This is a genomic window from Vibrio sp. CJQ_6 (genome assembly GCF_043106745.1).
GTDB classification, from domain to species: domain Bacteria; phylum Pseudomonadota; class Gammaproteobacteria; order Enterobacterales; family Vibrionaceae; genus Vibrio; species Vibrio furnissii.
The window spans coordinates 132,521-156,041 of the sequence record NZ_JBICMV010000012.1; the positions used below are offsets into that span (position 1 = coordinate 132,521).

24 protein-coding genes and 1 tRNA gene are annotated in these 23,521 nt (G+C 49.3%); 24 read left to right on the plus strand and 1 reads right to left on the minus strand.

Annotated elements, in window-relative coordinates; all coding sequences use genetic code 11:
- Positions 1-2: 2 nt before the first annotated feature.
- The 16 genes from cysS to nadA all read left to right on the plus strand — a co-directional run bounded on the left by cysS (position 3) and on the right by nadA (position 14,252).
- Entirely contained in the window at positions 3-1,385 is a 1,383-nt protein-coding gene (gene cysS / locus ACF8PK_RS07550) for a cysteine--tRNA ligase (RefSeq protein ID WP_004726421.1), read from the plus strand.
- A 113-nt stretch (positions 1,386-1,498) separates the two neighbouring features.
- Positions 1,499-2,020: a crossover junction endodeoxyribonuclease RuvC gene (ruvC, locus tag ACF8PK_RS07555; RefSeq protein ID WP_004726420.1), complete on the plus strand. Its 522-nt coding sequence runs from the start codon at positions 1,499-1,501 to the stop codon at positions 2,018-2,020.
- A 114-nt stretch (positions 2,021-2,134) separates the two neighbouring features.
- Positions 2,135-2,752: a Holliday junction branch migration protein RuvA gene (gene ruvA / locus ACF8PK_RS07560; protein ID WP_004726419.1), complete on the plus strand. Its 618-nt coding sequence runs from the start codon at positions 2,135-2,137 to the stop codon at positions 2,750-2,752.
- A 138-nt stretch (positions 2,753-2,890) separates the two neighbouring features.
- Positions 2,891-3,895: a Holliday junction branch migration DNA helicase RuvB gene (gene ruvB, locus ACF8PK_RS07565; protein WP_004726418.1), complete on the plus strand. Its 1,005-nt coding sequence runs from the start codon at positions 2,891-2,893 to the stop codon at positions 3,893-3,895.
- A 460-nt stretch (positions 3,896-4,355) separates the two neighbouring features.
- On the plus strand, positions 4,356-5,942 hold the full coding sequence (gene cydA / locus ACF8PK_RS07570; protein WP_004726417.1) for a cytochrome ubiquinol oxidase subunit I: 1,587 nt from the start codon (positions 4,356-4,358) through the stop codon (positions 5,940-5,942).
- A 17-nt stretch (positions 5,943-5,959) separates the two neighbouring features.
- Positions 5,960-7,096, plus strand: a complete 1,137-nt coding sequence (gene cydB, locus ACF8PK_RS07575; protein WP_392440670.1) for a cytochrome d ubiquinol oxidase subunit II — start codon at positions 5,960-5,962, stop codon at positions 7,094-7,096.
- 12 nt (positions 7,097-7,108) lie between these two features.
- Entirely contained in the window at positions 7,109-7,216 is a 108-nt protein-coding gene (gene cydX / locus ACF8PK_RS07580; RefSeq protein WP_000270284.1) for a cytochrome bd-I oxidase subunit CydX, read from the plus strand.
- Entirely contained in the window at positions 7,209-7,514 is a 306-nt protein-coding gene (ybgE, locus tag ACF8PK_RS07585; RefSeq protein WP_041942581.1) for a cyd operon protein YbgE, read from the plus strand. The genes cydX and ybgE overlap by 8 nt, the downstream gene beginning before the upstream one ends.
- A gap of 173 nt (positions 7,515-7,687) precedes the next feature.
- Complete coding sequence (gene ybgC, locus ACF8PK_RS07590) at positions 7,688-8,095, plus strand: tol-pal system-associated acyl-CoA thioesterase (protein ID WP_055466356.1); 408 nt, start codon at positions 7,688-7,690, stop codon at positions 8,093-8,095.
- A complete protein-coding gene (tolQ, locus tag ACF8PK_RS07595; protein WP_004726413.1) occupies positions 8,085-8,768 on the plus strand; it encodes a protein TolQ in 684 nt (227 codons plus the stop codon). The genes ybgC and tolQ overlap by 11 nt, the downstream gene beginning before the upstream one ends.
- 3 nt (positions 8,769-8,771) lie before the next feature.
- The gene (tolR, locus tag ACF8PK_RS07600) at positions 8,772-9,215 is read left to right on the plus strand and encodes a protein TolR (RefSeq protein ID WP_014205366.1); all 444 of its coding nucleotides are present in this window, start codon (positions 8,772-8,774) and stop codon (positions 9,213-9,215) included.
- Positions 9,216-9,229: 14 nt separating this feature from the next.
- Positions 9,230-10,303: a cell envelope integrity protein TolA gene (gene tolA, locus ACF8PK_RS07605; protein ID WP_238810166.1), complete on the plus strand. Its 1,074-nt coding sequence runs from the start codon at positions 9,230-9,232 to the stop codon at positions 10,301-10,303.
- Between the two features lie 28 nt (positions 10,304-10,331).
- A complete protein-coding gene (gene tolB / locus ACF8PK_RS07610) occupies positions 10,332-11,669 on the plus strand; it encodes a Tol-Pal system beta propeller repeat protein TolB (protein ID WP_086027828.1) in 1,338 nt (445 codons plus the stop codon).
- A gap of 31 nt (positions 11,670-11,700) precedes the next feature.
- Positions 11,701-12,240 carry a peptidoglycan-associated lipoprotein Pal gene (pal, locus tag ACF8PK_RS07615; RefSeq protein WP_004726409.1) on the plus strand — a complete coding sequence of 180 codons (540 nt, stop codon included), beginning with the start codon at positions 11,701-11,703 and terminating at the stop codon, positions 12,238-12,240.
- A gap of 15 nt (positions 12,241-12,255) precedes the next feature.
- Positions 12,256-13,038, plus strand: coding sequence for a tol-pal system protein YbgF (gene ybgF / locus ACF8PK_RS07620; protein ID WP_004726408.1), 783 nt, complete (start codon positions 12,256-12,258; stop codon positions 13,036-13,038).
- A 152-nt stretch (positions 13,039-13,190) separates the two neighbouring features.
- The gene (gene nadA / locus ACF8PK_RS07625) at positions 13,191-14,252 is read left to right on the plus strand and encodes a quinolinate synthase NadA (RefSeq protein WP_014205364.1); all 1,062 of its coding nucleotides are present in this window, start codon (positions 13,191-13,193) and stop codon (positions 14,250-14,252) included.
- A 78-nt stretch (positions 14,253-14,330) separates the two neighbouring features.
- Here nadA and ACF8PK_RS07630 read toward each other — a convergent pair whose 3' ends face one another.
- Positions 14,331-14,900: a YecA family protein gene (locus tag ACF8PK_RS07630; protein WP_004726406.1), complete on the minus strand. Its 570-nt coding sequence runs from the start codon at positions 14,898-14,900 to the stop codon at positions 14,331-14,333.
- 200 nt (positions 14,901-15,100) lie between these two features.
- On the opposite strand from ACF8PK_RS07630, the gene ACF8PK_RS07635 reads away from it, so the two are divergent.
- The 8 genes from ACF8PK_RS07635 (at position 15,101) to agaV (ending at position 23,517) form a co-directional block, all read left to right on the plus strand.
- Complete coding sequence (locus ACF8PK_RS07635) at positions 15,101-17,524, plus strand: ATP-binding protein (RefSeq protein WP_392440671.1); 2,424 nt, start codon at positions 15,101-15,103, stop codon at positions 17,522-17,524.
- A gap of 240 nt (positions 17,525-17,764) precedes the next feature.
- Entirely contained in the window at positions 17,765-18,214 is a 450-nt protein-coding gene (locus ACF8PK_RS07640; RefSeq protein ID WP_014205362.1) for an L-alanine exporter AlaE, read from the plus strand.
- Positions 18,215-18,350: 136 nt separating this feature from the next.
- A tRNA-Ser gene (locus ACF8PK_RS07645) sits at positions 18,351-18,438 on the plus strand.
- 180 nt (positions 18,439-18,618) lie between these two features.
- Positions 18,619-19,398 carry a transcriptional repressor AgaR gene (gene agaR / locus ACF8PK_RS07650; protein WP_014205361.1) on the plus strand — a complete coding sequence of 260 codons (780 nt, stop codon included), beginning with the start codon at positions 18,619-18,621 and terminating at the stop codon, positions 19,396-19,398.
- A 367-nt stretch (positions 19,399-19,765) separates the two neighbouring features.
- Positions 19,766-20,554, plus strand: a complete 789-nt coding sequence (gene agaR, locus ACF8PK_RS07655) for a transcriptional repressor AgaR (protein ID WP_041942699.1) — start codon at positions 19,766-19,768, stop codon at positions 20,552-20,554.
- An 8-nt stretch (positions 20,555-20,562) separates the two neighbouring features.
- On the plus strand, positions 20,563-21,870 hold the full coding sequence (locus ACF8PK_RS07660) for a D-tagatose-bisphosphate aldolase, class II, non-catalytic subunit (protein WP_392440672.1): 1,308 nt from the start codon (positions 20,563-20,565) through the stop codon (positions 21,868-21,870).
- On the plus strand, positions 21,870-23,033 hold the full coding sequence (locus ACF8PK_RS07665; protein WP_392440673.1) for an SIS domain-containing protein: 1,164 nt from the start codon (positions 21,870-21,872) through the stop codon (positions 23,031-23,033). The genes ACF8PK_RS07660 and ACF8PK_RS07665 overlap by 1 nt, the downstream gene beginning before the upstream one ends.
- A gap of 10 nt (positions 23,034-23,043) precedes the next feature.
- Complete coding sequence (gene agaV / locus ACF8PK_RS07670) at positions 23,044-23,517, plus strand: PTS N-acetylgalactosamine transporter subunit IIB (protein ID WP_004726388.1); 474 nt, start codon at positions 23,044-23,046, stop codon at positions 23,515-23,517.
- The last annotated feature ends 4 nt before the right edge of the window (positions 23,518-23,521 follow it).

Consider the following 23,521-nt stretch of genomic DNA (forward strand, 5'->3'; position numbering starts at 1 on the left):
TCATGTTGAAGATTTATAACTCACTTACAAGACAAAAAGAGGAATTCAAACCCATCACTGCCGGCAAAGTTGGCATGTATGTCTGTGGAGTCACAATTTACGATCTCTGTCACATCGGCCACGGTCGCACCTTTGTGTCGTTTGATGTCGTGGCCCGTTACCTGCGCTACCTTGGTTACGATTTAACCTTCGTACGCAATATCACTGACATTGATGACAAAATCATCAAACGCGCCGCCGAAAATCAGGAATCTTGTGAATCCTTGACGGAGCGTTTGATTCAAGAAATGTATGCTGATTTTGATGCACTGAACATCAAGCGCCCGGATGTTGAACCTCGCGCAACGGCGTATATTCAAGAGATCATTGAATTGGTTCAGCGTCTGATTGACCGTGGTTTTGCTTATGTAGCAGACAACGGCGATGTGATGTTTGAAGTCAACAAGTTTGATGATTACGGCAAGCTGTCGAAGCAAGACTTGGATCAGTTGCAAGCGGGTGCGCGCGTTGACATCGACATGGCGAAACGCAGTCCATTGGATTTCGTGCTGTGGAAAATGTCTAAACCCGGTGAACCGACATGGGAATCACCATGGGGACCGGGTCGTCCTGGCTGGCACATTGAATGTTCTGCGATGAACTCATCGATTTTGGGCAACCATTTTGATATTCACGGTGGGGGTTCTGATCTGCAGTTTCCACACCATGAAAATGAAATTGCTCAATCTTGCTGCGCGCATGATACGCAGTACGTGAACACGTGGATGCACAGCGGTATGGTGATGGTCGACAAAGAAAAAATGTCGAAGTCACTGGGCAACTTCTTCACCATTCGTGATGTGTTGAATCACTACGATGCAGAAACCGTGCGTTACTTCCTGATGTCTGGCCACTACCGTAGCCAACTAAACTACAGTGAAGAAAACTTGAATCAAGCTCGCGCGTCTTTGGAACGTCTGTACACATCACTGCGTGGTCTAGACATGACCGTCCCAGCCGCGGGTGGCGAAGAATACCTAACTCGTTTTACAACCGCGATGAATGACGATTTCAACACGCCAGAAGCGTATTCGGTTCTGTTTGATATGGCGCGTGAAGTGAACCGCCTGAAAACGGAAGATACCGATAAAGCGAGTGCTTTGGGCGCGCTGATGCGTGAATTGGCGGATGTGATTGGTATTTTGTATCAGGATCCGGAAGCGTTTTTGAAAGGCGATGCGGGCAACGATGACGAAGTTGCTGAAATCGAAGCGCTGATCAAACTGCGCAACGACTCTCGCGCTTCCAAAGATTGGGCGAATGCGGACATGGCGCGCGACAAGCTGAACGAGATGGGGATCGTGCTGGAAGATGGTCCAAGTGGTACGACATGGCGTCGTAAATAACGATTGTGTAAAGTGGGCGACATCGCCCACTTTCTTTTTGTGTCTGCGTGAGGCCTTGTGGTGAGCGCGACACGTGATTGCTATTTATTCCTTATCAACAATGAGGAACTCTCATGTCTATTATTCTGGGCATTGACCCGGGCTCTCGTATCACCGGATATGGCGTGATTCGCCAGCAAGGTCGCCATTTGCAGTATTTGGGCAGTGGATGTATTCGTACATCGGAAAAAGATCTGCCGCTGCGTCTGAAACAGATTTATGCCGGTGTGAGCGAAATCATCACGCAGTTTCAACCGGAAGTGTTTGCGATTGAGCAGGTGTTTATGGCGAAAAATGCCGACTCCGCGCTGAAACTTGGCCAAGCTCGCGGAAGTGCCATTGTGGCCGCCGTGAATGCCGATCTGCCGGTATTTGAATACGCGGCGCGTCTGATTAAACAAGCGGTGGTGGGGAATGGTGGCGCGGAAAAAGCACAGGTGCAGCACATGGTGCAGCAGATGTTAAAACTGCCAGCCAAACCGCAAGCGGATGCGGCGGATGCGCTTGGCGTGGCCATTTGTCATGCCAACACCAACAAAACCCTGATTGCCTTGGCTGGGCAAGCGACCAGTGCCCGACGCGGCCGCTATCGCTAACGCAACGTTCGGGAGGCTTTCTGCCTCCTGTTTGACCTATCTTTTACTGGCTATCCATCCAGTTATTGATTATCATCTTGAGCATTCTAAACTCATCAAAACCAAGGATTCCCAGTGATTGGACGTCTTCGCGGCACACTGATTGAAAAGCAACCTCCACAAGTTCTGATTGAAGTCGGCGGCATCGGGTATGAAGTACAAATGCCGATGAGCTGTTTTTATGAACTCGCGAATATCGGCGATGAAGCTATTATTTACACTCACTTTGTGGTGCGTGAAGATGCACAATTGTTGTACGGGTTTAATACCGTAAACGAACGTGCGTTGTTCCGTGAAGTCATTAAAGCCAATGGTGTTGGTCCGAAAATGGGCTTGGCCATTCTGTCTGGTATGACGGCGAGCCAATTTGTTGCTTGTGTAGAACGAGAAGACATTTCAACGTTGGTGAAGTTGCCCGGTGTGGGTAAAAAGACCGCAGAACGTTTGGTGGTGGAAATGAAAGACCGCCTCAAAGGGTGGGGGGCTGGTGATTTGTTTACTCCGGCAACCGACGCAGCACCGCTTGATGCGATGGGCGCGATCCATGACCAAAACGCCGAAGAGGAAGCGGTGAGCGCACTGCTGGCGCTTGGTTATAAACCAGCGCAGGCGTCCAAAGCGGTGTCTCAAGTGGCGCAACCGGATATGACCAGCGAACAATTGATTCGCGAAGCGTTGAAGTCGATGGTTTAAACCCAACAGACGGCTCACTTTAGCCGTCTGTTTTTTTCTCAAGCCAATGGATGCGGTGCTTATTGTGTTGATTGGTTTCGCTGCCCACACAGCGTTGTTACCCCTATAGTCTCCCTGCTAACGAACAGGAATTGTTGAATGATTGAAGCCGATCGCCTTATTGCTCCGACCAACCCTTCATTTAAAGATGAAGAGGTGATCGATCGTGCGATTCGTCCGAAGAAGCTGGCCGATTACCGAGGTCAGGATCACGTCCGTGATCAGATGGAAATTTTTATTCAAGCGGCGCAAAAACGCAGCGAAGCACTCGACCATTTGCTGATCTTTGGGCCGCCGGGGTTGGGAAAAACCACCCTCGCTAATATTGTCGCCAATGAGATGGAAGTGAGCATTCGCACCACGTCAGGCCCAGTGTTGGAAAAAGCGGGCGATCTCGCAGCGCTGCTGACCAACTTGGAAGAGAACGATGTGCTGTTCATCGATGAAATTCACCGTCTCAGCCCTATGGTGGAAGAGGTTCTCTATCCGGCGATGGAAGATTATCAGCTGGACATTATGATTGGTGAAGGACCAGCTGCGCGTTCCATCAAAATTGATTTGCCACCCTTTACTTTGATTGGGGCCACAACCCGCGCTGGGTCGTTAACCTCACCGCTGCGCGATCGTTTCGGCATTGTGCAGCGTCTTGAATACTATAAAGTGGCTGACCTGCAACACATTGTGCAGCGCAGTGCGGACTGCCTTGGCCTCTCTATGGATGCTGAAGGGGCGCTGGAAGTGGCGCGTCGTGCTCGCGGTACACCCCGTATTGCCAACCGTCTGCTGCGCCGAGTGCGTGATTTTGCAGAAGTGAAGGGCAATGGTCATATTTGTGCTGACATCGCAGATAAAGCGCTTAATATGCTGGATGTGGACCATCAAGGGTTTGATTACATGGACCGTAAGTTGCTACTGGCCATTATGGAGAAATTTGGTGGGGGACCGGTTGGCCTCGATAACTTGGCTGCTGCGATTGGTGAAGAGAAAGATACGATTGAAGATGTGATCGAACCGTTTCTCATTCAGCAGGGTTATTTGCAACGAACGCCTCGCGGCCGGATTGCGACCGATCGCGCCTACTTGCATTTTGGTTTAGAAAAATAACGTTACAATTAATTCTCCCTTCAAATAAAAAAGTGTTTTTGTGGATCTAAATCACACTTTTTGAAATTCCCTTACGCTGAAAGGGTTAGCTAATTTCGATGAATTGTTAACCCTTTGTACGCCTTTTCTCGTATCTAATTGTGTTTTTTACCTAATGCTAACAAGAAAGTTTATCTTTCGTTGATCTGTATCATTTTGTGGTTTTTTTATACATTTTTGGACAGCATAATTTGATGTAAATCAAGGCGGTTTTCTCCTATAAACCTTTTGAAACATCTGGTTTTTGGCAGTAGTATTAGTTCCAGCTATATTAGCTGATGCTTAACAATTAACTAACCACAATGGTACATAATTGCAACAAGTTATAGCGGTAAACTAACAAATTAACGTTATTGTTAACCTGTCTTTTTTCTGTTGATTTATGTCGAAAGTGTCATTCAGCCGACACAAAGGAGTTACCATGATTGACGTAGTTGATCTATCGCGATTGCAGTTCGCAATGACAGCGATGTATCACTTCTTGTTCGTTCCATTGACTCTAGGCATGGCGTTCCTGCTTGCCATCATGGAGTCTTTATACGTAATGACTGATAAGCAAATCTATAAGGACATGACCAAGTTCTGGGGTAAGCTTTTCGGTATTAACTTTGCTCTGGGCGTGGCGACCGGCCTGACCATGGAGTTCCAGTTTGGTACCAACTGGTCATACTATTCTCATTATGTAGGCGATATTTTTGGCGCCCCTCTCGCTATCGAAGCACTCGTGGCCTTCTTTTTGGAATCCACCTTTGTCGGTTTGTTCTTCTTTGGCTGGGATCGATTGTCAAAACGTCAACACTTAGCCGTGACCTGGCTGGTGGCTTTGGGTTCTAACTTCTCGGCGTTGTGGATCTTGATCGCAAACGGCTGGATGCAAAACCCAGTGGGCGCTGATTTCAACTTCGAAACCATGCGTATGGAAATGGTGAGCTTTGCGGAAGTGGTGTTCAACCCAGTGGCTCAGGTTAAATTCGTACACACGGTCGCTGCCGGTTACACAACAGGTGCAATGTTCATTCTAGGCATCAGCTCATACTACCTGTTGAAAGGTCGCGATATTGCGTTTGCACGTCGCTCTTTTGCTATCGCAGCATCTTTCGGTATGGCAGCAGTTCTGTCTGTGATCGTGCTGGGTGACGAATCTGGTTACGAAGTGGGCGAAGTGCAAAAAGTGAAACTGGCTGCGATTGAAGCCGAGTGGCACACCGAGCCTGCTCCTGCGGCCTTTACGCTGTTTGGTTTACCGAATCAGGAAACCATGAATACTGACTTCGCAATCAAGATTCCGTATGTGATGGGTATCATCGCCACTCGTTCTCTTGATACGCCAGTGACCGGTCTGCGCGACCTGCGTGAAGAACACGTCGACCGTATCCGTAACGGTATGTACGCTTACGAATTGCTGGAAAAACTACGTGCGGGTGATAAATCTGCAGAGAACGTTGCAGCATTTGACGAAGTGAAAAATGACCTTGGTTACGGCCTGTTGCTAAAACGCTACACAGACAAAGTGACTGACGCGACTGAAGATCAAATTCAAGCGGCGGCGGATGATTCTATTCCGACGGTATGGCCGCTGTTCTGGTCTTTCCGCATCATGGTTGCGTGTGGTTTCATCATGCTATTCGTATTTGGTGCCGCATTCGTGCAAACATGTCGTCAGAAGATCGAACAGAAACGTTGGATCCTCAAAGCCGCACTGTTTAGCATTCCACTACCATGGATTGCCGTTGAAACGGGTTGGTTCGTTGCCGAGTTTGGTCGTCAGCCATGGGCGGTTGGTGAAATCCTGCCAGTGCATACTGCAGCATCGGCGCTGAGCGCTGGTGAAATCTGGACATCACTGTTTGCGATTCTTGCGCTGTACACTGCATTCTTGATTGCTGAAGTGTATCTGATGGTGAAATTTGCTCGCAAAGGTCCAAGCAGCCTGAAAACAGGCCGCTACCACTTTGAGCAAAACGGCAACACTGTGGAAGACAGAGTTAGTCGTCAGGTCGAAGCGTAAGGCAGGGAGAGAAGATTATGTTTGATTACGAAATCCTACGACTCATTTGGTGGGTACTGATTGGCGTACTGCTGGTGGGCTTTGCCATCACTGATGGTTTCGATATGGGCGTTGGTGCGTTGGTGCCGATTATCGGTAAAAACGACAACGAACGCCGTGTGATGATTAACTCGATTGCGCCTCACTGGGATGGCAACCAAGTTTGGTTGATCACCGCAGGTGGTGCGCTGTTTGCGGCATGGCCTCTGGTGTACGCGACATCATTCTCAGGGTTCTACCTGGCGATGATCGTGACTCTGGCTGCCTTGTGGTTGCGTCCGATTGGCTTGGATTACCGCTCGAAATTGGAAAACCCAAAATGGCGTAATGCTTGGGACATCTGTATTTCAATCAGTGGTTTTGTGCCGCCAATCATTTTTGGTGTGGCATTTGGTAACTTGCTGCAAGGCGTACCGTTCCAGCTGAGCGAGTTCGCAATGCCGACTTACCACGGTTCGTTCTTTGGTCTGCTCAACCCATTTGGTTTGGTCTGTGGCCTAGTCAGCCTGTTTATGATCCTGATGCAGGGTGCAACATGGCTGCAAATGAAAACCACCGGTGATGTACATGTTCGCGCTCGCAACATGGCTCAACTGACTGGTTTGCTTACCGTGATTTTGTTTGTTGCAGCAGGCTTCTGGGTACAAAACATCGATGGCTACGTGATTACCAGTGCGATTGATACCATGGGCCCATCGAACCCACTGAACAAAGAAGTGGCACGCGAAGCAGGTGCTTGGATGCATAACTTTGAGCAGTATCCTCTGCTTTGGGCTGCGCCAGCCTTGGGTGTTGTCATGCCGCTGCTGGCGGTGCTCGCTTCTCGCGTTGAGAAAGGTGGCATTGCGTTCCTCGCTTCAAGCTTGGGTAACGCGGGCGTTATCTTCACTGCGGGTTTTGCCATGTTCCCATTCGTGATGCCATCAAGCCTGATGCCTAGCCACAGCTTGACCATGTGGGATGCAACCTCAAGTGAGCTGACCCTGAACCTGATGACGGGTGTGGCGTTTGTCATGGTGCCAATCATTCTGGGTTACACCACTTGGTGTTACTACAAAATGTTCGGCCGCTTGGATGACAAGTTCATCGAAGACAACAAAAACTCACTGTACTAAGGAGCTCAGACTATGTGGTATTTTGCGTGGATTCTTGGCGTATTGCTCGCCTGTGCATTCGGCATCATCAATGCTCTTTGGTTAGAGCACTCAGAAATGATGGACAAAGATAGTGAGTAATTGGTCTGATCAGATTGCCAATTTACATGCGCCAATGGATAGAACCCGATTGAAGGTTCTATCCCTGATTCTCGGTTTCTACCACGTTGCAATGGTGATGTGGGATCCAGAAGCGTACAGCGCGAGCATTGGTGGTTTTAATGCAGTGGTGGCACCGTTACTGATTTGGGCGATTTGCTCAAGCATGGTATACGGTGTCGGCTTCAAACCACGTAAATGGATTTGGCAACTGGTATTCAGCCCTTACATCTCACTGCCGATTCTGCTTTGTTTGTTGGCGATCCGCGTGATCGGATAACAAAGCAGCATCATTGATGATGATTTATTCGAATTAGCGCTGTCTCTTTGAGGCAGCGCTAATTTTTTGTCAGTCGCAGGCGAAATCTTTGCGACACCTTGTACTAACATCAATGAGATGCGTTATAGTAACCCACTCATTCAGCCATCTAGTGAGACGGTTACGTCACTATCATGCAAGTTTTTAACTGGCCAATTACTATTTACTACGAAGACACAGACGCCGGTGGCGTGGTCTACCATTCCAATTACCTCAAATTTTTCGAACGTGCGCGGACAGAAATGCTGCGTTCTTTCGGTGTGTCGCAGCAAGTGTTGCTGGAACAAAGCATCGGCTTTGTTGTCCGACATGCTGACATCGATTTTTTGCAAGGGGCTCGTCTTGACGATCAACTGACGGTCGTGACCTCAATCGCAGAGCTTAAAAAGGCGTCGTTAACCTTCTGTCAGGAGCTGGTAAATCCTGATGGGCGACTATTGTGTAAAGCAATGGTTAAGGTAGCATGTATCGACAATGAGAAAATGAAACCCAAGGCGATGCCTCAATCAATTTTTTTGGAGTTTACCCATAGTGACTGCTGATATTTCTATTCTCGATTTATTTTTGCAAGCCAGCTTCCTCGTTAAGGTGGTGATGCTGATTCTTTTGGGGATGTCGATTGTCTCGTGGGCGATGATCATCAAGCGCAGTAAAGTGCTGTCTCAAGCTGCACGTAGTGCGGAAGCATTTGAAGATAAGTTCTGGTCAGGAACAGATCTGTCGGTGCTGTATCAAGATGTCAAAAAGCGCAAGGACGAAATCGCCGGCACAGAAGAGATTTTCTATTCTGGCTTTACAGAGTTTGCCCGCCTACGCAAAACCAATGCAGCTTCTCCAGACTACGTCATGGAAGGCACTGGCCGTGCGATGCGCGTGTCTGTGGCGCGTGAAGTTGATGATTTAGAAACCAACTTGCCATTTCTGGCAACGGTTGGCTCAATCAGCCCTTACATCGGCCTGTTTGGTACCGTGTGGGGGATCATGCACGCTTTCATCGCGTTGGGGCAGGTGAAACAAGCGACACTGGCAATGGTTGCCCCAGGTATCGCAGAAGCGCTGGTCGCGACCGCGATGGGGCTGTTTGCCGCGATTCCTGCGGTGATGGCATATAACCGTCTGAGCAACAAAGTCAGTAAGCTGGAACACGGTTACGCCACCTTCTCTGAAGAGTTTCACAGTATTCTCCATCGTCAGGCGATGGCAGGTAGGGAATAACGTATGGCAGGTTATCAACCGAAAAAGCGGAAGATGACGGCTGAGATTAACGTCGTACCTTACATCGATGTCATGTTGGTACTGTTAATCATCTTTATGGTGACGTCGCCTTTTGTGACACAAGGTGTGGATGTGGAGCTTCCTCAAACGACCACGGCCAAATCGATGTCTGATATGGCGGGAGACAGCGACGCCAGCTTTATCATCGTTGAAATCGATAAAGAGGGGAACCTCGGTTTGAGCGTGAACGATGAAGAAGTACAGCGCGGCCTGTCGCTACAGGACGTGATTGTTCGCATCAAAGCGGAATTATCGCTAAAGCCCGATTCCCCTGTGGCGGTGGGCGGCGACCGAGCCACGCCGTATGCGGATGTGGTGCTGGTACTGGACGAACTGAGCCGAGCAGGTATTCCTAAAGTTGGCTTATTAACGGATATCAAGGAATAGGCTTAATACTGTTCATGAAAGATCAGAAGTCGAAGAAAAACGATTACAAAAAGCCGCTTGTCATCTCGGTTGCTTTACACGTGGTGCTGGTGGTGGCCTTGCTATGGGGCACGGACTTTACGATGTCCAAACCCGAAGTCAGTGGCCGGATGGTGGAAGCTGTGGTGATTGACCCGAATTTGGTCAAGCAGCAGGCACAGCAGATTCGCAGCCAACGGGAAGCAGCCGCAAAGCAAGAGCAGGAGCGGCTGGATAAGTTGCGCCGCGAAAGCGAGCAGTTGGAAAAGAACCGCAAAGAGGCTGAAGAGCGTATTCGCCAGTTGAAAGAACAACAAGCGAAAGACGCGAAAGCGGCTCGAGAAGCTGAAAAGGCTCGCCAACAGAAAGAACAAGAGCAAAAAATTGCCGCAGAAAAAGCGAAACAGGAACAAGCACGCGCTGCCAAAGCTGAAGCCGAACGTAAGCTGAAAGAAGAAGCAGCGAAGAAAGCTGAAGCAGAACGAGCAGCTAAAGCCGCGGCGGCAGCGAAAGCAGAACAAGAGCGAGTCGCACGTGAGAAAGCGGCTCAAGAAGCGCAAGAAAAGGCGCGTAAAGAGCGCGAAGCGGCTGCCAAAGCGGAACAAGAACGTATCGCGAAAGAAAAGGCAGCCAAAGCTGCGGCTGAAAAAGCTCGCATTGAAAAAGAGCGCGCGCAGCAAGCTGAGCGAGAACGCAAAGAACAAGAAGCCGCGTTGAACAATATCTTCGCCGGCTTGGAAACGGAATCGCAAAACAACTCAGCGGCACGCTCGCAGCACGTTACCAGTGAAGCGCAACGTTGGGGCGCGATCTACACGCAGCTGATTCAACAAAACTTGTTACTGGAAGATAGTTTCAAGGGAAAGCAGTGTAGGGTGAATCTGCGCCTCATCCCTACTGGAACAGGCGCGATTGTTGGCGATCTTCGTATTCTTGATGGTGACAGCCGACTGTGTGCGGCCACCAAACGTGCGGTGGCGCAAGTGGGGACCTTCCCACTGCCGAAGAAAGATGAATCTGACGTCATCGAAAAGCTAAAGAACATCAATTTAACCGTAGTACCAGAGTAAAAAGGAAAAGCTTGTGTTAAAGCGATTAATGTTAGGATGCCTGCTTGTGGTATCAAGCAGCGTGCAATTTGCCAATGCGGCGTTGGAGCTGGTGATCACCGACGGTATCAACTCCGCGCGTCCAATTGCGATTGTTCCTTTCAAATGGGAAGGAAAAACCAAACTGCCACAAGATGTCTCTGGCGTGATTGCCTCGGATCTTCAGCGCAGTGGTAAATTTAGCCCCATTCCAACCAACAAAATGCCTCAAACGCCATACAACGAAGCCGACGTCAAATTCGACGCATGGACAAGTATTGGTGTCGATGCGCTACTGACCGGTAGTATTACCCAAAATGCCGATGGCAACTACGTCATCAACTATCAATTGGTCGATGTGGTGCGAGGTCAGTTAACCCAAGGCCAAAGCCGTGCGTTAAGTTCTGATGGTCAACTGGTCTTGTCGAAAGATCATGTGCTGTTTAATAAAGTGGCGACGGTTCCGGCCAAGCGCATGCGTGAATACGCGCACCGTATTGCTGATCTGGTGTACGAAGAACTCACTGGTGAACGTGGCGCTTTCTTAACGCGCATTGCTTACGTGGTGGTGAACGATAAAGATGCTTATCCTTATCAGCTGCGTGTGGCCGACTACGACGGTTACAACGAACGTTTGGTGTTGCGCTCGAAACAACCATTGATGTCGCCTGCTTGGTCTCCGGACGGTAAGAAACTTGCCTATGTGAGCTTTCAAAACGGCCAGGCAGAAATTTACATCATGAACATTTATACCGGTGAGCGTGAAAAAGTGACGTCATACCCACGTCACAATGGGGCGCCAAGATTCTCTCCGGATGGCAAAACGCTGGCCTTGGTTTTATCAAAAACCGGTAGTTTGCAGGTCTACACACTGGATCTGACCAGCCGCAAGCTGACGCAAATTACGAGTGGTCGGTCAAATAACACAGAACCTTTCTGGAATCCTGATGGTAAATCCCTGATATTTACATCGGATCGGGGTGGTAAACCACAGATATATCAAGTAAATTTGACAGACGGTGCGACCAAACGTCTGACCTGGCAAGGTAGCCAAAATTTAGGTGGTCAAATTACGCCGGATGGCCGATTCCTCGTGATGGTGAATCGCAGTAACTCTGGTTTTAACTTGGCAAAACAAGACTTGGAAACCGGTTCTGTGCAAATTCTGACGAAGACTTTGCTTGATGAGTCTCCAAGTATTGCACCGAATGGTGGTATGGTCATTTACAGTTCTATCTATAACAAGGCAAACGTATTGTCTATGGTGTCGATAGATGGACGATTTAAAGCTAGATTACCGGCAACTAATGGGCGCGTTAGAGCACCTGCTTGGTCTCCGTTTTTATAGCAACTAACTATTACATAGTAAGGAAAATAAGATGCAACTTAACAAAGTTCTTAAAGGGCTACTGATTGCGCTACCAGTACTAGCAGTGACTGCATGTAGTTCAAGCGACGAAGCGGCAAACGCTTCTGGTTCTGAAACTAACCAAACTACGTCAGGTACAGCAGGCAACGTGGATACAACCGTTGTTTCGCCAATGGACGAGAATGCACAACTTTCTGAACAAGAGTTGAAAGAACAAGCGCTTCGTGAAACTCAAACCATCTACTTCGCATTCGACAACGCAACAATCGCAAGCGATTACGAAGAAATGCTAGCAGCGCACGCTGTATACCTGACTAAAAACCCAAGCCTGAAAGTGACTATCGAAGGTCACGCAGACGAGCGTGGTACTCCAGAGTACAACATCGCACTGGGTGAGCGTCGTGCGCAAGCTGTTGCTAAATACCTAGAAGCACTGGGTGTTCAAGCTGACCAAATCGCTATTGTAAGCTACGGTGAAGAGAAGCCGCTACTTCTAGGTCAAACTGAAGAAGTATACGCGAAGAACCGCCGTGCTGTTCTAGTATACTAATTGAGGATGAACCTCATGTTCAGTAACCTAAAGCGCGTGTTTACGCTTACGTTACTGGCAAGTGCAGCGAGCGTTTCGTTCGCTGCACCAGCTCCAGTATCTGACCTGAGTAACAGCAACAATTCCGCGTCTGCGACACGTTCTGGTGCGCCAGAAGGTGAGGTGGCACGTCTCGAACGCTTGCTAGAAAACCGTAATCGCATGCAGTTGCAAATGCAAAAGCAACTGGACGATATGTCCTTGGAAATTAATGAATTACGTGGGCAGATAGAACGAAACAACTACGACATGCAGCAAATGCTGGAGCGTCAGCGCGAATTGTTTGTCGAGCTGGATAACGTTCGTAGTGACATGAAAAAACGTCCGGCTGCGGCTGCCGTGGCAGATACCAGTCAAAGTGAAGAGATTCCGGCTGGTACATTCAGCAGTGATGCTGACGAACAAGCTGCCTATGAAAATGCCGTCGATCTGATCTTGAAAAAACGTGATTACGCTGGCGCAATCGCTGCGTTTCAACAGTTTCAGAAAGACTACCCTAATTCAAATTTCGCCTCGAATTCGCATTACTGGCTAGGCCAGCTCTATTTTGCGAAGAAGCAAGATCCAGAAGCGGTGAAGAGCTTCGCGGCTGTGTTGGCATACAAAGATTCCAACAAGCGTGCGGATGCGATGGTCAAACTTGGCGATATCGCCAAGCGTAATAACAACGCTGCACAGGCAAAGAAATACTATCAGCAAGTTGTGGATGAATATCCAGACAGTGCATCTGCCAAAGTGGCAAAAGAAAATCTCAAGTAGTCAAAAGGTCGCATTCTGCGGCCTTTTTTGTCTCTGGTGTGTTGCGATAATGGACGGTTTGGATACCACGTTCTGGCACCAATCACTTTTGCCTATCGCTGAGGTTACAGTGTACAATGCCCGGATTAAGGAAGTTGCGTAGAGCAAGAGCAATGAGTCATATACTGGATAAGATAGACACGGTTTACCCGTTCCCTCCCAAACCGATTCCGTTAACAGAACAAGAAAAACAAACGTATATCGCAAGTATCAAACAACTGCTGAAAGACAAAGATGCAGTGTTGATTGCCCACTATTACACCGATCCTGAAATTCAGGCACTGGCTGAAGAAACGGGCGGCTTTGTGGGTGATTCCCTTGAAATGGCTAAGTTTGGTAACCGCCATCCTGCCAGCACGCTGATTATTGCTGGTGTGCGCTTCATGGGGGAATCCGCCAAAATTCTTACGCCCGAAAAACGCATTTTGATGCCAACACTGGAAGCGGAATGTTCGCTTGATTTGGGCTGCCCAGCAGACAAATTCACAGAATTTTGCGATGCGCACCCAGACCACACGGTGGTGGTGTATGCCAATACGTCCGCGGCGGTCAAAGCACGGGCAGACTGGGTTGTCACCTCTAGCATTGCGTTAGAAATTGTGGAACATCTGGATGCCGATGATAAAAAAATCATCTGGGGGCCGGATCGCCATTTAGGTTCATACATCGCCAATAAAACGGGCGCAGACATGCTGTTGTGGCAAGGCGAATGCGTCGTGCACGATGAGTTCTCTGCCGATGCGCTGAAAAAAATGAAGTCGCTGTATCCTGATGCTGCCATTTTGGTGCATCCGGAATCACCTTCCAGCGTGGTGGAACTGGCAGATGCTGTCGGTTCAACCAGCCAACTGATCAAAGCGGCCAAATCGCTGCCACAGAAAAAAATGATTGTGGCGACGGACAAAGGCATCTTCTTCAAGATGCAGCAAATGGTGCCAGAAAAAGAGTTGATCGAAGCGCCAACCGCTGGTGCTGGTGCAACCTGTCGTAGCTGCGCTCACTGCCCGTGGATGGCAATGAACGGTTTGAAGGCGATTGAACAGGCCTTGCGTGATGGCGGTGAAGCGCATGAAATCTTTGTGGATGAAGCGCTCCGTGTGAAATCACTGATCCCACTTAATCGCATGCTGGATTTTGCTGAACAACTGAACATGCAAGTCAAAGGCAACGCGTAAGCCGTCAGTGAGTTTTCATTGATCGCAAATCCATCGAAAAAGCCCGTCCATTGGACGGGCTTTTTTACATCATATCGATCACTGCTGCTCAGCCAGTGCCACCCCACGTTGGGTCAGGCCACATAGCATCACTGGAATCGCATTGTAAATCTCTTCAAACTGATCAAGGCCTTCTAAACCTTGTTCAGCCAAGGTTGCGAGCGAGGTTTCCGGATCATAGAGCATGCTCAGCGAGAGCAACACACCACCGAGCAATGCGTTGTCCTGGCTCTCTTGCGGCATCAGCACTTCCCAGTCATCGCGCGCGAGCTGCCAGCCTTGCAGTGTGCCTTCACAAAAATCGCGGGCGGCTTGATTGATGATCTCTTCTTCATCCAGTTCACAGCCTTCTGGCCATGCCCAACTGCCATTTAACAGCGCTGGGCGATAGACGTTCCACATGTCGATGATGTGTTGAAAATAGCTTTCCATCACTTCGGCGTCGGTAAATGGCGCAACTTCTTCTCCGCCCCATAAGAATGGCAGCCACTCTTCGGGTGGCAGAATGTTGGGAGCGGAAGCCATCGCTGTCACAAAACCACGGGTCTTCGCTTCGTTCAGCAGTCGGTCTTCTAACTCAGGTAAGGCGAGAATATCGTGTAACGTCAAAATAGAGTTCCATACTTATCTGGGGAAAATAAGCGCCCATCTTACCCTCAAACGCACCTCAAAGGCGAATTAGTTGCATTAAAACCGAATGCTTTGCGAACAAAAGAGAGCGGTGTCTGAATCACGAAATCAATGAATAAAACATTTTACTCAATAACTTATTCACTATACTTGTACAAACGGAAAAATTTCAAAGGCTTATGGAAATACGTTCCTCACTAAAACGTAAAAGTATGCTCGCTCTGGGCGTGTACCTGTTTTTCTTCCTCGCGACGATAGGAACGGTGACCTATTGGGTGGTGGAAGCCCCTTTTCGCCAAGAGGTACAGCAGAATCTGGATTTGCGCGCGACGTTGTTAGCGACACAAGTGCGGGAGCCGCTGAACAGCTCCATTGGCGTGTTACAGAGCATTGTGAGCATCGGCCAAAGTGGGCAAGGGCAGACGGAGCAAAGCCGAATGCTGCGGTCGCTTTTCTCCATTCTTGACGGTGTGGTGATCAGCGGTGGATTGTGGCCAACGCCCAACAGCATCGTGCCTGATCGTCAGTACACGAGTTTGTTCTTCAACCGCGCCACTGATGGCAAGGTTGATCAATTGATCTCTTGGAACAATCCGGCAGCCGGTGGTTATGACCGTGAAGCGTGGTATCTGTCGGCGGTGGATGAACCCAAAGGCAGCGTGATGTGGTCGCCGGTCTATGTGGACTCTTACACCCAAGTGCAGATGATCACCGCCTCCGCACCGTATTACGTGGATGGACATTTTGCGGGTGTGGCTACGGTGGATTTGTCGCTCGAAGGCTTTGTGGATTTTATTGCTGATCACGCAGAGGAATATGGCCTTGGGATTAAACTGCATGATGCCTATGGGTCGATCATCAGTGAGCACAATTTTCATTTACGCCGCGGCGCGTATGTCAGCCGCTACCCGTTTGGCGATTTCCATTGGCAGTTGGAAGTGGTCAATGCGCGTCGATTGGTCAACGAGCAAGTGTATGAGTTGATCTCGGGCGTGGAGCGTGGGTTGATTCCATTGCTATTGCTGTGCGTCATGTTCGGTTATTACCTGCTTAATCGCTACTTGATTAAGCCGATTGTGGTGATTGCACAAAAAGTAGATGAGTCGATGGAAGGCGGCATCATCGATGTGCCGTATCACAGCCAAGATGAAATCCGGTACCTTATCGATACCTTCAATCAAAAAACCGTCTATCTCGAAGCGGAGAAAGTCAAAGCCCAGGCTTCAACCAAAGCCAAGAGTGCGTTCTTAGCGACCTTGTCTCATGAGATTCGTACACCGATGAATGGTGTGTTGGGAACCGCGCAAATTCTGTTAAAAAGCGACCTCAAACCGCGACAACGTCAGCAGATGAAGAGCCTCTACGAGTCCGGTGAACACATGATGACGCTGCTGAACGAAATCCTCGACTTCTCCAAAATAGAGCAGGGCCATTTGGAGCTCGATCGCAGCAGTTTTCCGCTGGATTCCATCATTGGTAGCGTCACCAGCGTTTACTCCACGTTGTGTAACGAAAAAGGGCTGCAATTTAAAGTCTATTCGCAAATTGAAGAGAACCGTTGGTATTACTCAGATAAAGCACGCTTGCGCCAAATCCTATTCAACCTACTCAACAATGCGGTTAAGTTCACCTATCGCGGGTTGGTCGAGGTCATTCTTGAAGAAGAAATTGTTGGCGAGCAGTTGTATCTCATCATTCAAGTGCGTGACACCGGCATCGGCATTCCCAAAGACGCGCAAAACAAAATCTTCAAACCGTTTGAGCAGGCGGAATCGTCTACCACACGTCGTTTTGGTGGCACTGGGTTGGGGCTGGCCATCGTCAAGCAGATCACCGAATTGATGCGCGGTTCTGTCAACGTGGTGAGTGAAGTGGGCATTGGAACCAGTTTTACCATTCGCGTGGCCATTGATGCGACGGAGTCACAAACCACCACCACGAAACCACTGCGTCACGTCAGTTACACAGGATTGCGAGTACTGATCGTCGAAGACAATCGCACCAACAGCGTCATTCTGGAAACTTTCATGAAAAACAAAGGGTTTGAGTGCTCGTGTGTCGAAAATGGCGCTTTAGCAATCAAAGCCGTCAAAGATGGTCATTACGACCTCATTTTGATGGACAACCACATGCCAGTTAAAGATGGCGTTGAAGCGATTGATGGCATTCGACGCTTGGATAGCGACAAAGCCAAAGTGCTCATCTTTGGCTGCACCGCAGATGTTTTTAAAGAAACGCGCGAGCAGATGCTCCATGCGGGCGCCGATTTTATTATTGCCAAACCGATTGACGAGAATGAACTAGACGATGCGTTATATCGTCATGCCAATGCCCTGTATCAATTTCAGACGCATCAGCGAAAGCCCGTGTTCTCCGGTTCAACCGAAGAGCTGTTGGTCAAACTCTATATTGCTTTGGATAATCAAGCCGTTGATGACGCGCTGGAAATCACCGAATCATTGCAACAAACCCTTCCACTTCCTGCCGATCACCAGATTGTCCACGTTCTGGAACAGACCCTTGAATCGTTAAGAAGAGGGCGCGTTCCCTCACACGATCAAATCGATCTTTTAACGGTCTTACTGACTGAATTCTGTAATTAAATTACAAATAGAGCGCAAAGTTAAACGATTGTCTTGTTAAGTAGTTGTAAATTTAGCGGGAGTGGCTACTTTTCTCTCACTTTTTGGTAGTTTATTTACCATTTGAAACGAAAAACGGAACCTAAAACTAATATTTGTGTGATTTAATAGCGCCATAATCTGGATGAAATGTAATATCCAGTCATCTGTTTTATTAAATCATTTAAATTGCAGTTAAATATTTCATTGATGAGGGTGTAAATGAAACCACGTGGTCCGTTTTGTATCAGACACGCAGCCGCGGATACATTTGCCATGGTCGTGTTCTGTTTTGTCGCTGGAATGATCATCGAGATCTTTATTTCAGGTATGACGTTTGAGCAGTCGCTGGCTTCGCGTACGCTCTCGATTCCGGTCAACATCGCCATTGCATGGCCGTATGGCGTCTTTCGAGATTTCGTGTTGCGTCAAGGTCGAAAACTGTCGACCGGGAGCGTGATGAAGAACATCTCGGATTTGGTGGCGTATGTCTTGTTCCAGTCACCGGTTTACGCGGCGATTTTGTACACCGTTGGCGCGTCAAGCGAACAGATCATCACCGCGGTAGCCAGTAACGCATTGGTGTCTTGTGGCATGGGCGTGCTGTATGGTTACTTCCTCGACATGTGTCGCCGTTGGTTTAAAGTGCCAGGTTACTATCAAAACATCTGAACGCGGTGATTTTGTGCGAATTAGCCAATTAGTAAGCAAACAAACCACATTGTCCGCTTTTTTTAGGTTTTGCTCTTGACCATCTTCAGCAGAATCATTAAATTAGCGCCTCGTTAGCCGATAAGGTTAACACAACGGTGAGTTGTCCGAGTGGCTTAAGGAGCACGCCTGGAAAGTGTGTATACGGCAACGTATCGAGAGTTCGAATCTCTTGCTCACCGCCAAATTCTAAGCCCCAGCAGAAATGCTGGGGCTTTTTCGTTTCTGCAATCTCAACTAGATGCGTTTTGGCGTGACGCCACGTTTAACGCCGACAAGTCCAAAATTATGAGTAGTTTCATAGGAAGCCTCGATGCATATGGGTTAGACTGAAAGCTACCTCATTGTTTTCTAAGAATGTATTGATGACGTCGAAAGAGCGCAGAGCTGAAATTCTCAGTTATATCCAACTTCATCAGCGTGGCACGGTTCGCTATTTTTCAAAGCGCTATCAAGTGTCTGAAGTCACCATCCGCCACGATCTGAACATCCTTGAACGACAAGGTTGTGTGACGCGTTGTTATGGCGGCGCGCTGATCAACGCGCAATTTGCATTTGACCAACCATTGCACGATAAAAAGCAGTTAAATCAGGACATCAAAAGCCAGCTCGGTGCGTATGCTGCCTCGCTGGTGGAAGACGGTGACACCTTAATTCTCGACTCCGGCTCGACCACAGAGCACATTGCATTTCATTTGACGCATAAAAAGCAGCTGAAGGTGATGACGAATGCCATCAACATTGCGTACCACCTGGCCAATCACGAAGACATTGAAGTGATTGTGACGGGAGGGGTGATGCGCAAAAATTCGTATTCATTGCATGGCGAGTCCGGTGAAGCGCTGCTCGGCCAGTTTCGCTTCAATAAACTGTTTTTGGGTGTGGATGGTTTTGATAAGTCTGCGGGGATCACCACGCCCCATTCGGGCGAGGCCAACATCAATCGCAGCATGGTGGCGGCGGCTCAGATGGTGATCGCCGTGGCGGACTCTTCGAAATTTAACCGGCAAAGTTTCTGTTTAATCGCGCGTCCAGAACAGTTGGACATGCTGATTACCGATAGTGGTATTCCTGACGATTATCACCGTGAATTGGTGGCGATGGGGGTGGATGTGCGTTTGGTGGACCGGCTGCCAACGGCCTGATGATTGCCTCCTTTTCACCATGTGCCCCAAAGGGTGACCGCTGAATTTTAAGCTGACTTTCGCAAAGTGTGATCTCACGCAGGTCATGATGTGAAATTGCGCCGCTTTTTTAACCACTGCTTTCCCTTTCACTTTCACTTCCCTTATTTCCTTGAATTTCTGTGGTTAACCCTCGTTTGACTGTCGAATTATCGAAAGATTAACCTTTCACTTTTTGCGAAGTGAAAGGCTTTTTGTCGTTAAATCGAAAGGTTTTCCGCTGTGATCTGGCTTTCATTTTTCTCAAACAGCCCCTGATTAAATAAAAACACAACGAAGCGAAAGCTGTGGAAAGCCAACTGAAAGGCAACGAAAGGGGAGAACAATGATGACCAGCGCAGAACGTCGACAACGAATCATGTCTCACATTCAGCAACACGGCTCGGGCAAAGTGGATGATTTCGCGCTGACCTTTAATGTCTCTGCCGTCACGATTCGCCATGACCTCAATGTGCTTGAAAAAGAAGGCTGTGTTTTTCGCTGTTACGGCGGCGCAAACCTCAATCCCAATTTCGCGTTTGACCAACCGCTACATCGAAAAGATCAACTAAATCGCACGACCAAACAGATGATTGCTTTGGCAGCCGCGCAGTTAATTAGCGATGGCGAAGCCGTCATTCTCGACTCCGGCTCAACCATCGCGTTGATGCCTCAGCATCTGACCCAGAAAAAATTAGTCGTGATGACGAATGCACTCAACACCGCGTACCAACTGAGCCACAACGACAATGTGGAGCTGCATGTTATTGGCGGCAGTTTGCGCCGCGCATCTTGTTCTCTAACGGGCCACCATGGCGAACAACACATTCGTTCCTACTTGTTCGACAAGTTGTTTTTAGGGGTGGATGGATTTGATTTACACGCCGGTATTACCACGCCCGATAGCCATGAAGCACAAGTGAATCGCGCCATGTGCGATGTGGCGAGGCAAGTAATTGCGGTGACGGATTCAAGCAAGTTTGGCCGTAAAAGCTTTTGCCTGATCCGCGCAGCCAACCAGATCGATGTGCTGGTGACCGACAGCCTCATTCCACACGCCACGCATCAAGCGCTGCTGGAGATGGGGGTGGACGTCATCATCGCAGACCACATTTCCTCACACCGTAAGTTGAACTAGGACAAACCATGAAAACGCTACTCTCGTTAATTCAGCAACATAAACAAGGACAAGCCAAGGGGATCTACTCCGTGTGTTCTGCGCATCCTCTGGTGTTGGAAGCTGCGATCAAACAAGCGGCGCGCGATGATCAACTGGTGTTGATCGAAGCGACGTCCAACCAAGTGAACCAGTTTGGCGGCTACACCGGCCTAACCCCGCGCGCGTTTGCCGATGATGTGGTTGCTTTGGCGGCGCGCTTGAATTTTCCGAAAGAGCGCTTGGTTTTGGGCGGCGATCACCTTGGTCCAAACTGCTGGCAGCATTTGCCTGCACGACAAGCGATGGAGTATTCCGCGCAGCTGATTCACGACTACGTCACCGCCGGTTTCAATAAAATTCATCTCGATTGTTCGATGGCTTGCGATGGAGACGACACGCCGCTCAGTGAAGCGGTGATGGCCGAGCGTGCGGCGCAGTTGTGTATGGTCGCTGAGCAAGCGTGGAAAAGCCGGGGTGGCGAAGCGCCGTTGTATGTGATTGGCACGGAAGTACCAATTCCGGGGGGCGCGCTTGAATCGTTGCACGAGCATGACATGCAAGTGACGCAGCCAGCGCAAGCCATTGCGACGTTGAATGCGCATCATCAAGCATTCAGTGATTTAGGGTTGGCGTATGTCTGGCCGCGTGTGATTGGCTTGGTGGTGCAGCCTGGCGTGGAGTTTGATCACCATGATGTGCATCACTATCAAAGCCAAAAAGCACAACCACTGAGTCAAATGATTGAGCACCAACCACACTTGGTGTTTGAAGCCCACTCGACCGATTACCAAAACCCTTCGGCTTATCATGCGCTCGTGCGCGACCATTTTGCGATTTTGAAAGTGGGGCCTGCGCTGACGTTTGCACTGCGTGAAGCACTTTTTGCGTTAGATGCGGCAGAGAAAGAGTGGTTGGGCGCGCATCACGCATCCCACCTGCGCGACACCATCGAACAAGTGATGCATGAACAGCCCAATTACTGGCGTTCGCATTATCAAAGCAAAGGGCATCAGCAATTCTTAGATTGCACGTACAGCCTGAGTGACCGCATTCGTTATTACTGGGCGCATTCGGACGTGCAAGCAGCGCAGCAGACCCAGTTGACCAACCTTATTGATAACCCCTTACCGACGACGTTATTAAGCCAATACTTGCCCAATCAGGCTCGAGCGATTGCGCAGCAACAGATTGCCAATCATCCCGCGGAGATCATCATTCACAAAATCATGGAAGTGACTCAGCGGTATGCCGATGCTTGTTATCGCAATGAGGCTGAGTGTCAGGAGACGATTTAATGACAACTTATTTAGGTTATTCATCCGCTTGGCTTGCCGAACATCGCGCGATTCATACGGCTCAAGAGATCTCGCATCAGCCTGCGTTGTGGCGCGCGTTGGCGCAAAGTTTGGCGCTGCAAGGGGAACGCATCGACGGTTTTCTTACGCCACTGTTACAGCGTGACGACCTACGAATTATTTTGACGGGTGCGGGCACCTCTGCGTTTGTTGGGGATGCCGCGGCGCCGTTTTTGCAGCCGGAATTGAATTTTCAAGTGGCGTCAATTCCAACCACGGACCTGGTGTCTAACCCGGAGCAGTATCTGGATGCCGCCAGTCCGACGTTGCTGGTTTCCTATGCGCGTTCTGGCAACAGCCCGGAAAGTGTTGCCGCGGTTGAGCTGGCGGATCAGCGAGTCAACGAGTGCTATCACCTGTTCCTCACGTGCAATGGCGATGGTGAACTTTCTCGTTACGCCGAACACGCTCCGAATGCGTTGTGCGTATTGATGCCAGAAGGTTCGAACGACAAAAGCTTTGCCATGACTTCCAGCTTTAGTTGCATGTTAATGGCCACGCTGGCGCTGTTGGGCGCTTCATCAATGGCGGCAGTGCGTGCTACTGCCGAGTTGTGTGAACGCAAATTGGCGGAGTGGCAAAGCGCCGTCAAACAACTGGCTGCACTGCCTTACGAACGCTTGATTGTGTTGGGTAGTGGCGGATTTTCTGGCCTTGCCCGTGAAGCGTCGCTCAAGTCATTAGAGCTGAGTGCAGGCCACGTAATGACGGCGTTTGACTCTTCATTGGGTTTTCGCCACGGGCCTAAATTTACCATCAACCACCAAGCTTTGGTGATTCAACTGCTGTCGAGCGATGACTACACGCGTCAATACGATGTGGATCTACTGCGTGAAATTCGCCGTGATAATCAGGCGCTGCGTCATGTGGCGCTGACTGAAGCGCCTCTTGATGAAGAAGACGTTTTTGAGTTGGGTCGTTTGAACCTTGGTGACCGCTGGCTCTGCTTCCCATACATCCTGTTTTGCCAAATGTTGGCGTTTGAAAAATCGCTTCAACTGGGATTGGGGCCAGACAATCCGTGCCCGACCGGCGAAGTGAATCGCGTTGTGCAAGGCGTCACCATTTATCCCTATTCACCACAACCTGATGTGAATCAGTAAGGACCGGATCATGCCAAATATTGTACTCAGCCGAATTGATGAACGTTTGGTGCATGGCCAAGTGGGCGTGCAATGGGTGGGATTTGCCGACGCCAACATTGTGGTGGTGGCCAATGATGAGGTGGCCGAAGACACCATTCAGCAGAACCTGATGGAGATGGTGCTGGCAGACGGAATCGCCATTCGTTTTTGGACGGTGCAAAAGACCATCGACACCATCCATAAAGCGTCGGACCGTCAGCGCATCTTGTTGGTGTGTAAGACTCCGCACGACTTTCGCCGCTTGGTGGAAGGTGGGGTTCCGATCGCCGCGATCAACGTGGGCAACATGCATTACATCGATGGCAAAACACAAATTTCTAAAACGGTTTCGGTGGATGCCGAAGACGTGGCGGATTTTCAACAACTCAAAGCACTCGGCGTCCGCTGCACCATTCAGGGCGTCCCGACAGAAAGTGCAACAGACCTCTTCACTCTACTCTGATTAA

What these genes read in the sequence shown, in the direction of transcription:
- cydA (WP_004726417.1), top strand. Translation starts at nt 4,356, where the DNA reads ATGATTGACGTAGTTGATCTATCGCGATTGCAGTTCGCAATGACAGCG.
- tolB (WP_086027828.1), top strand. Translation starts at nt 10,332, where the DNA reads ATGTTAGGATGCCTGCTTGTGGTATCAAGCAGCGTGCAATTTGCCAAT.
- ybgC (WP_055466356.1), top strand. Translation starts at nt 7,688, where the DNA reads ATGCAAGTTTTTAACTGGCCAATTACTATTTACTACGAAGACACAGAC.
- agaR (WP_041942699.1), top strand. Translation starts at nt 19,766, where the DNA reads ATGACCAGCGCAGAACGTCGACAACGAATCATGTCTCACATTCAGCAA.
- ybgF (WP_004726408.1), top strand. Translation starts at nt 12,256, where the DNA reads ATGTTCAGTAACCTAAAGCGCGTGTTTACGCTTACGTTACTGGCAAGT.
- tolA (WP_238810166.1), top strand. Translation starts at nt 9,230, where the DNA reads ATGAAAGATCAGAAGTCGAAGAAAAACGATTACAAAAAGCCGCTTGTC.
- pal (WP_004726409.1), top strand. Translation starts at nt 11,701, where the DNA reads ATGCAACTTAACAAAGTTCTTAAAGGGCTACTGATTGCGCTACCAGTA.
- nadA (WP_014205364.1), top strand. Translation starts at nt 13,191, where the DNA reads ATGAGTCATATACTGGATAAGATAGACACGGTTTACCCGTTCCCTCCC.
- ruvC (WP_004726420.1), top strand. Translation starts at nt 1,499, where the DNA reads ATGTCTATTATTCTGGGCATTGACCCGGGCTCTCGTATCACCGGATAT.
- tolR (WP_014205366.1), top strand. Translation starts at nt 8,772, where the DNA reads ATGGCAGGTTATCAACCGAAAAAGCGGAAGATGACGGCTGAGATTAAC.
- ruvB (WP_004726418.1), top strand. Translation starts at nt 2,891, where the DNA reads ATGATTGAAGCCGATCGCCTTATTGCTCCGACCAACCCTTCATTTAAA.
- ACF8PK_RS07660 (WP_392440672.1), top strand. Translation starts at nt 20,563, where the DNA reads ATGAAAACGCTACTCTCGTTAATTCAGCAACATAAACAAGGACAAGCC.
- ACF8PK_RS07640 (WP_014205362.1), top strand. Translation starts at nt 17,765, where the DNA reads ATGAAACCACGTGGTCCGTTTTGTATCAGACACGCAGCCGCGGATACA.
- agaV (WP_004726388.1), top strand. Translation starts at nt 23,044, where the DNA reads ATGCCAAATATTGTACTCAGCCGAATTGATGAACGTTTGGTGCATGGC.
- cysS (WP_004726421.1), top strand. Translation starts at nt 3, where the DNA reads ATGTTGAAGATTTATAACTCACTTACAAGACAAAAAGAGGAATTCAAA.
- ACF8PK_RS07665 (WP_392440673.1), top strand. Translation starts at nt 21,870, where the DNA reads ATGACAACTTATTTAGGTTATTCATCCGCTTGGCTTGCCGAACATCGC.
- cydB (WP_392440670.1), top strand. Translation starts at nt 5,960, where the DNA reads ATGTTTGATTACGAAATCCTACGACTCATTTGGTGGGTACTGATTGGC.
- ACF8PK_RS07635 (WP_392440671.1), top strand. Translation starts at nt 15,101, where the DNA reads ATGGAAATACGTTCCTCACTAAAACGTAAAAGTATGCTCGCTCTGGGC.
- cydX (WP_000270284.1), top strand. Translation starts at nt 7,109, where the DNA reads ATGTGGTATTTTGCGTGGATTCTTGGCGTATTGCTCGCCTGTGCATTC.
- agaR (WP_014205361.1), top strand. Translation starts at nt 18,619, where the DNA reads ATGACGTCGAAAGAGCGCAGAGCTGAAATTCTCAGTTATATCCAACTT.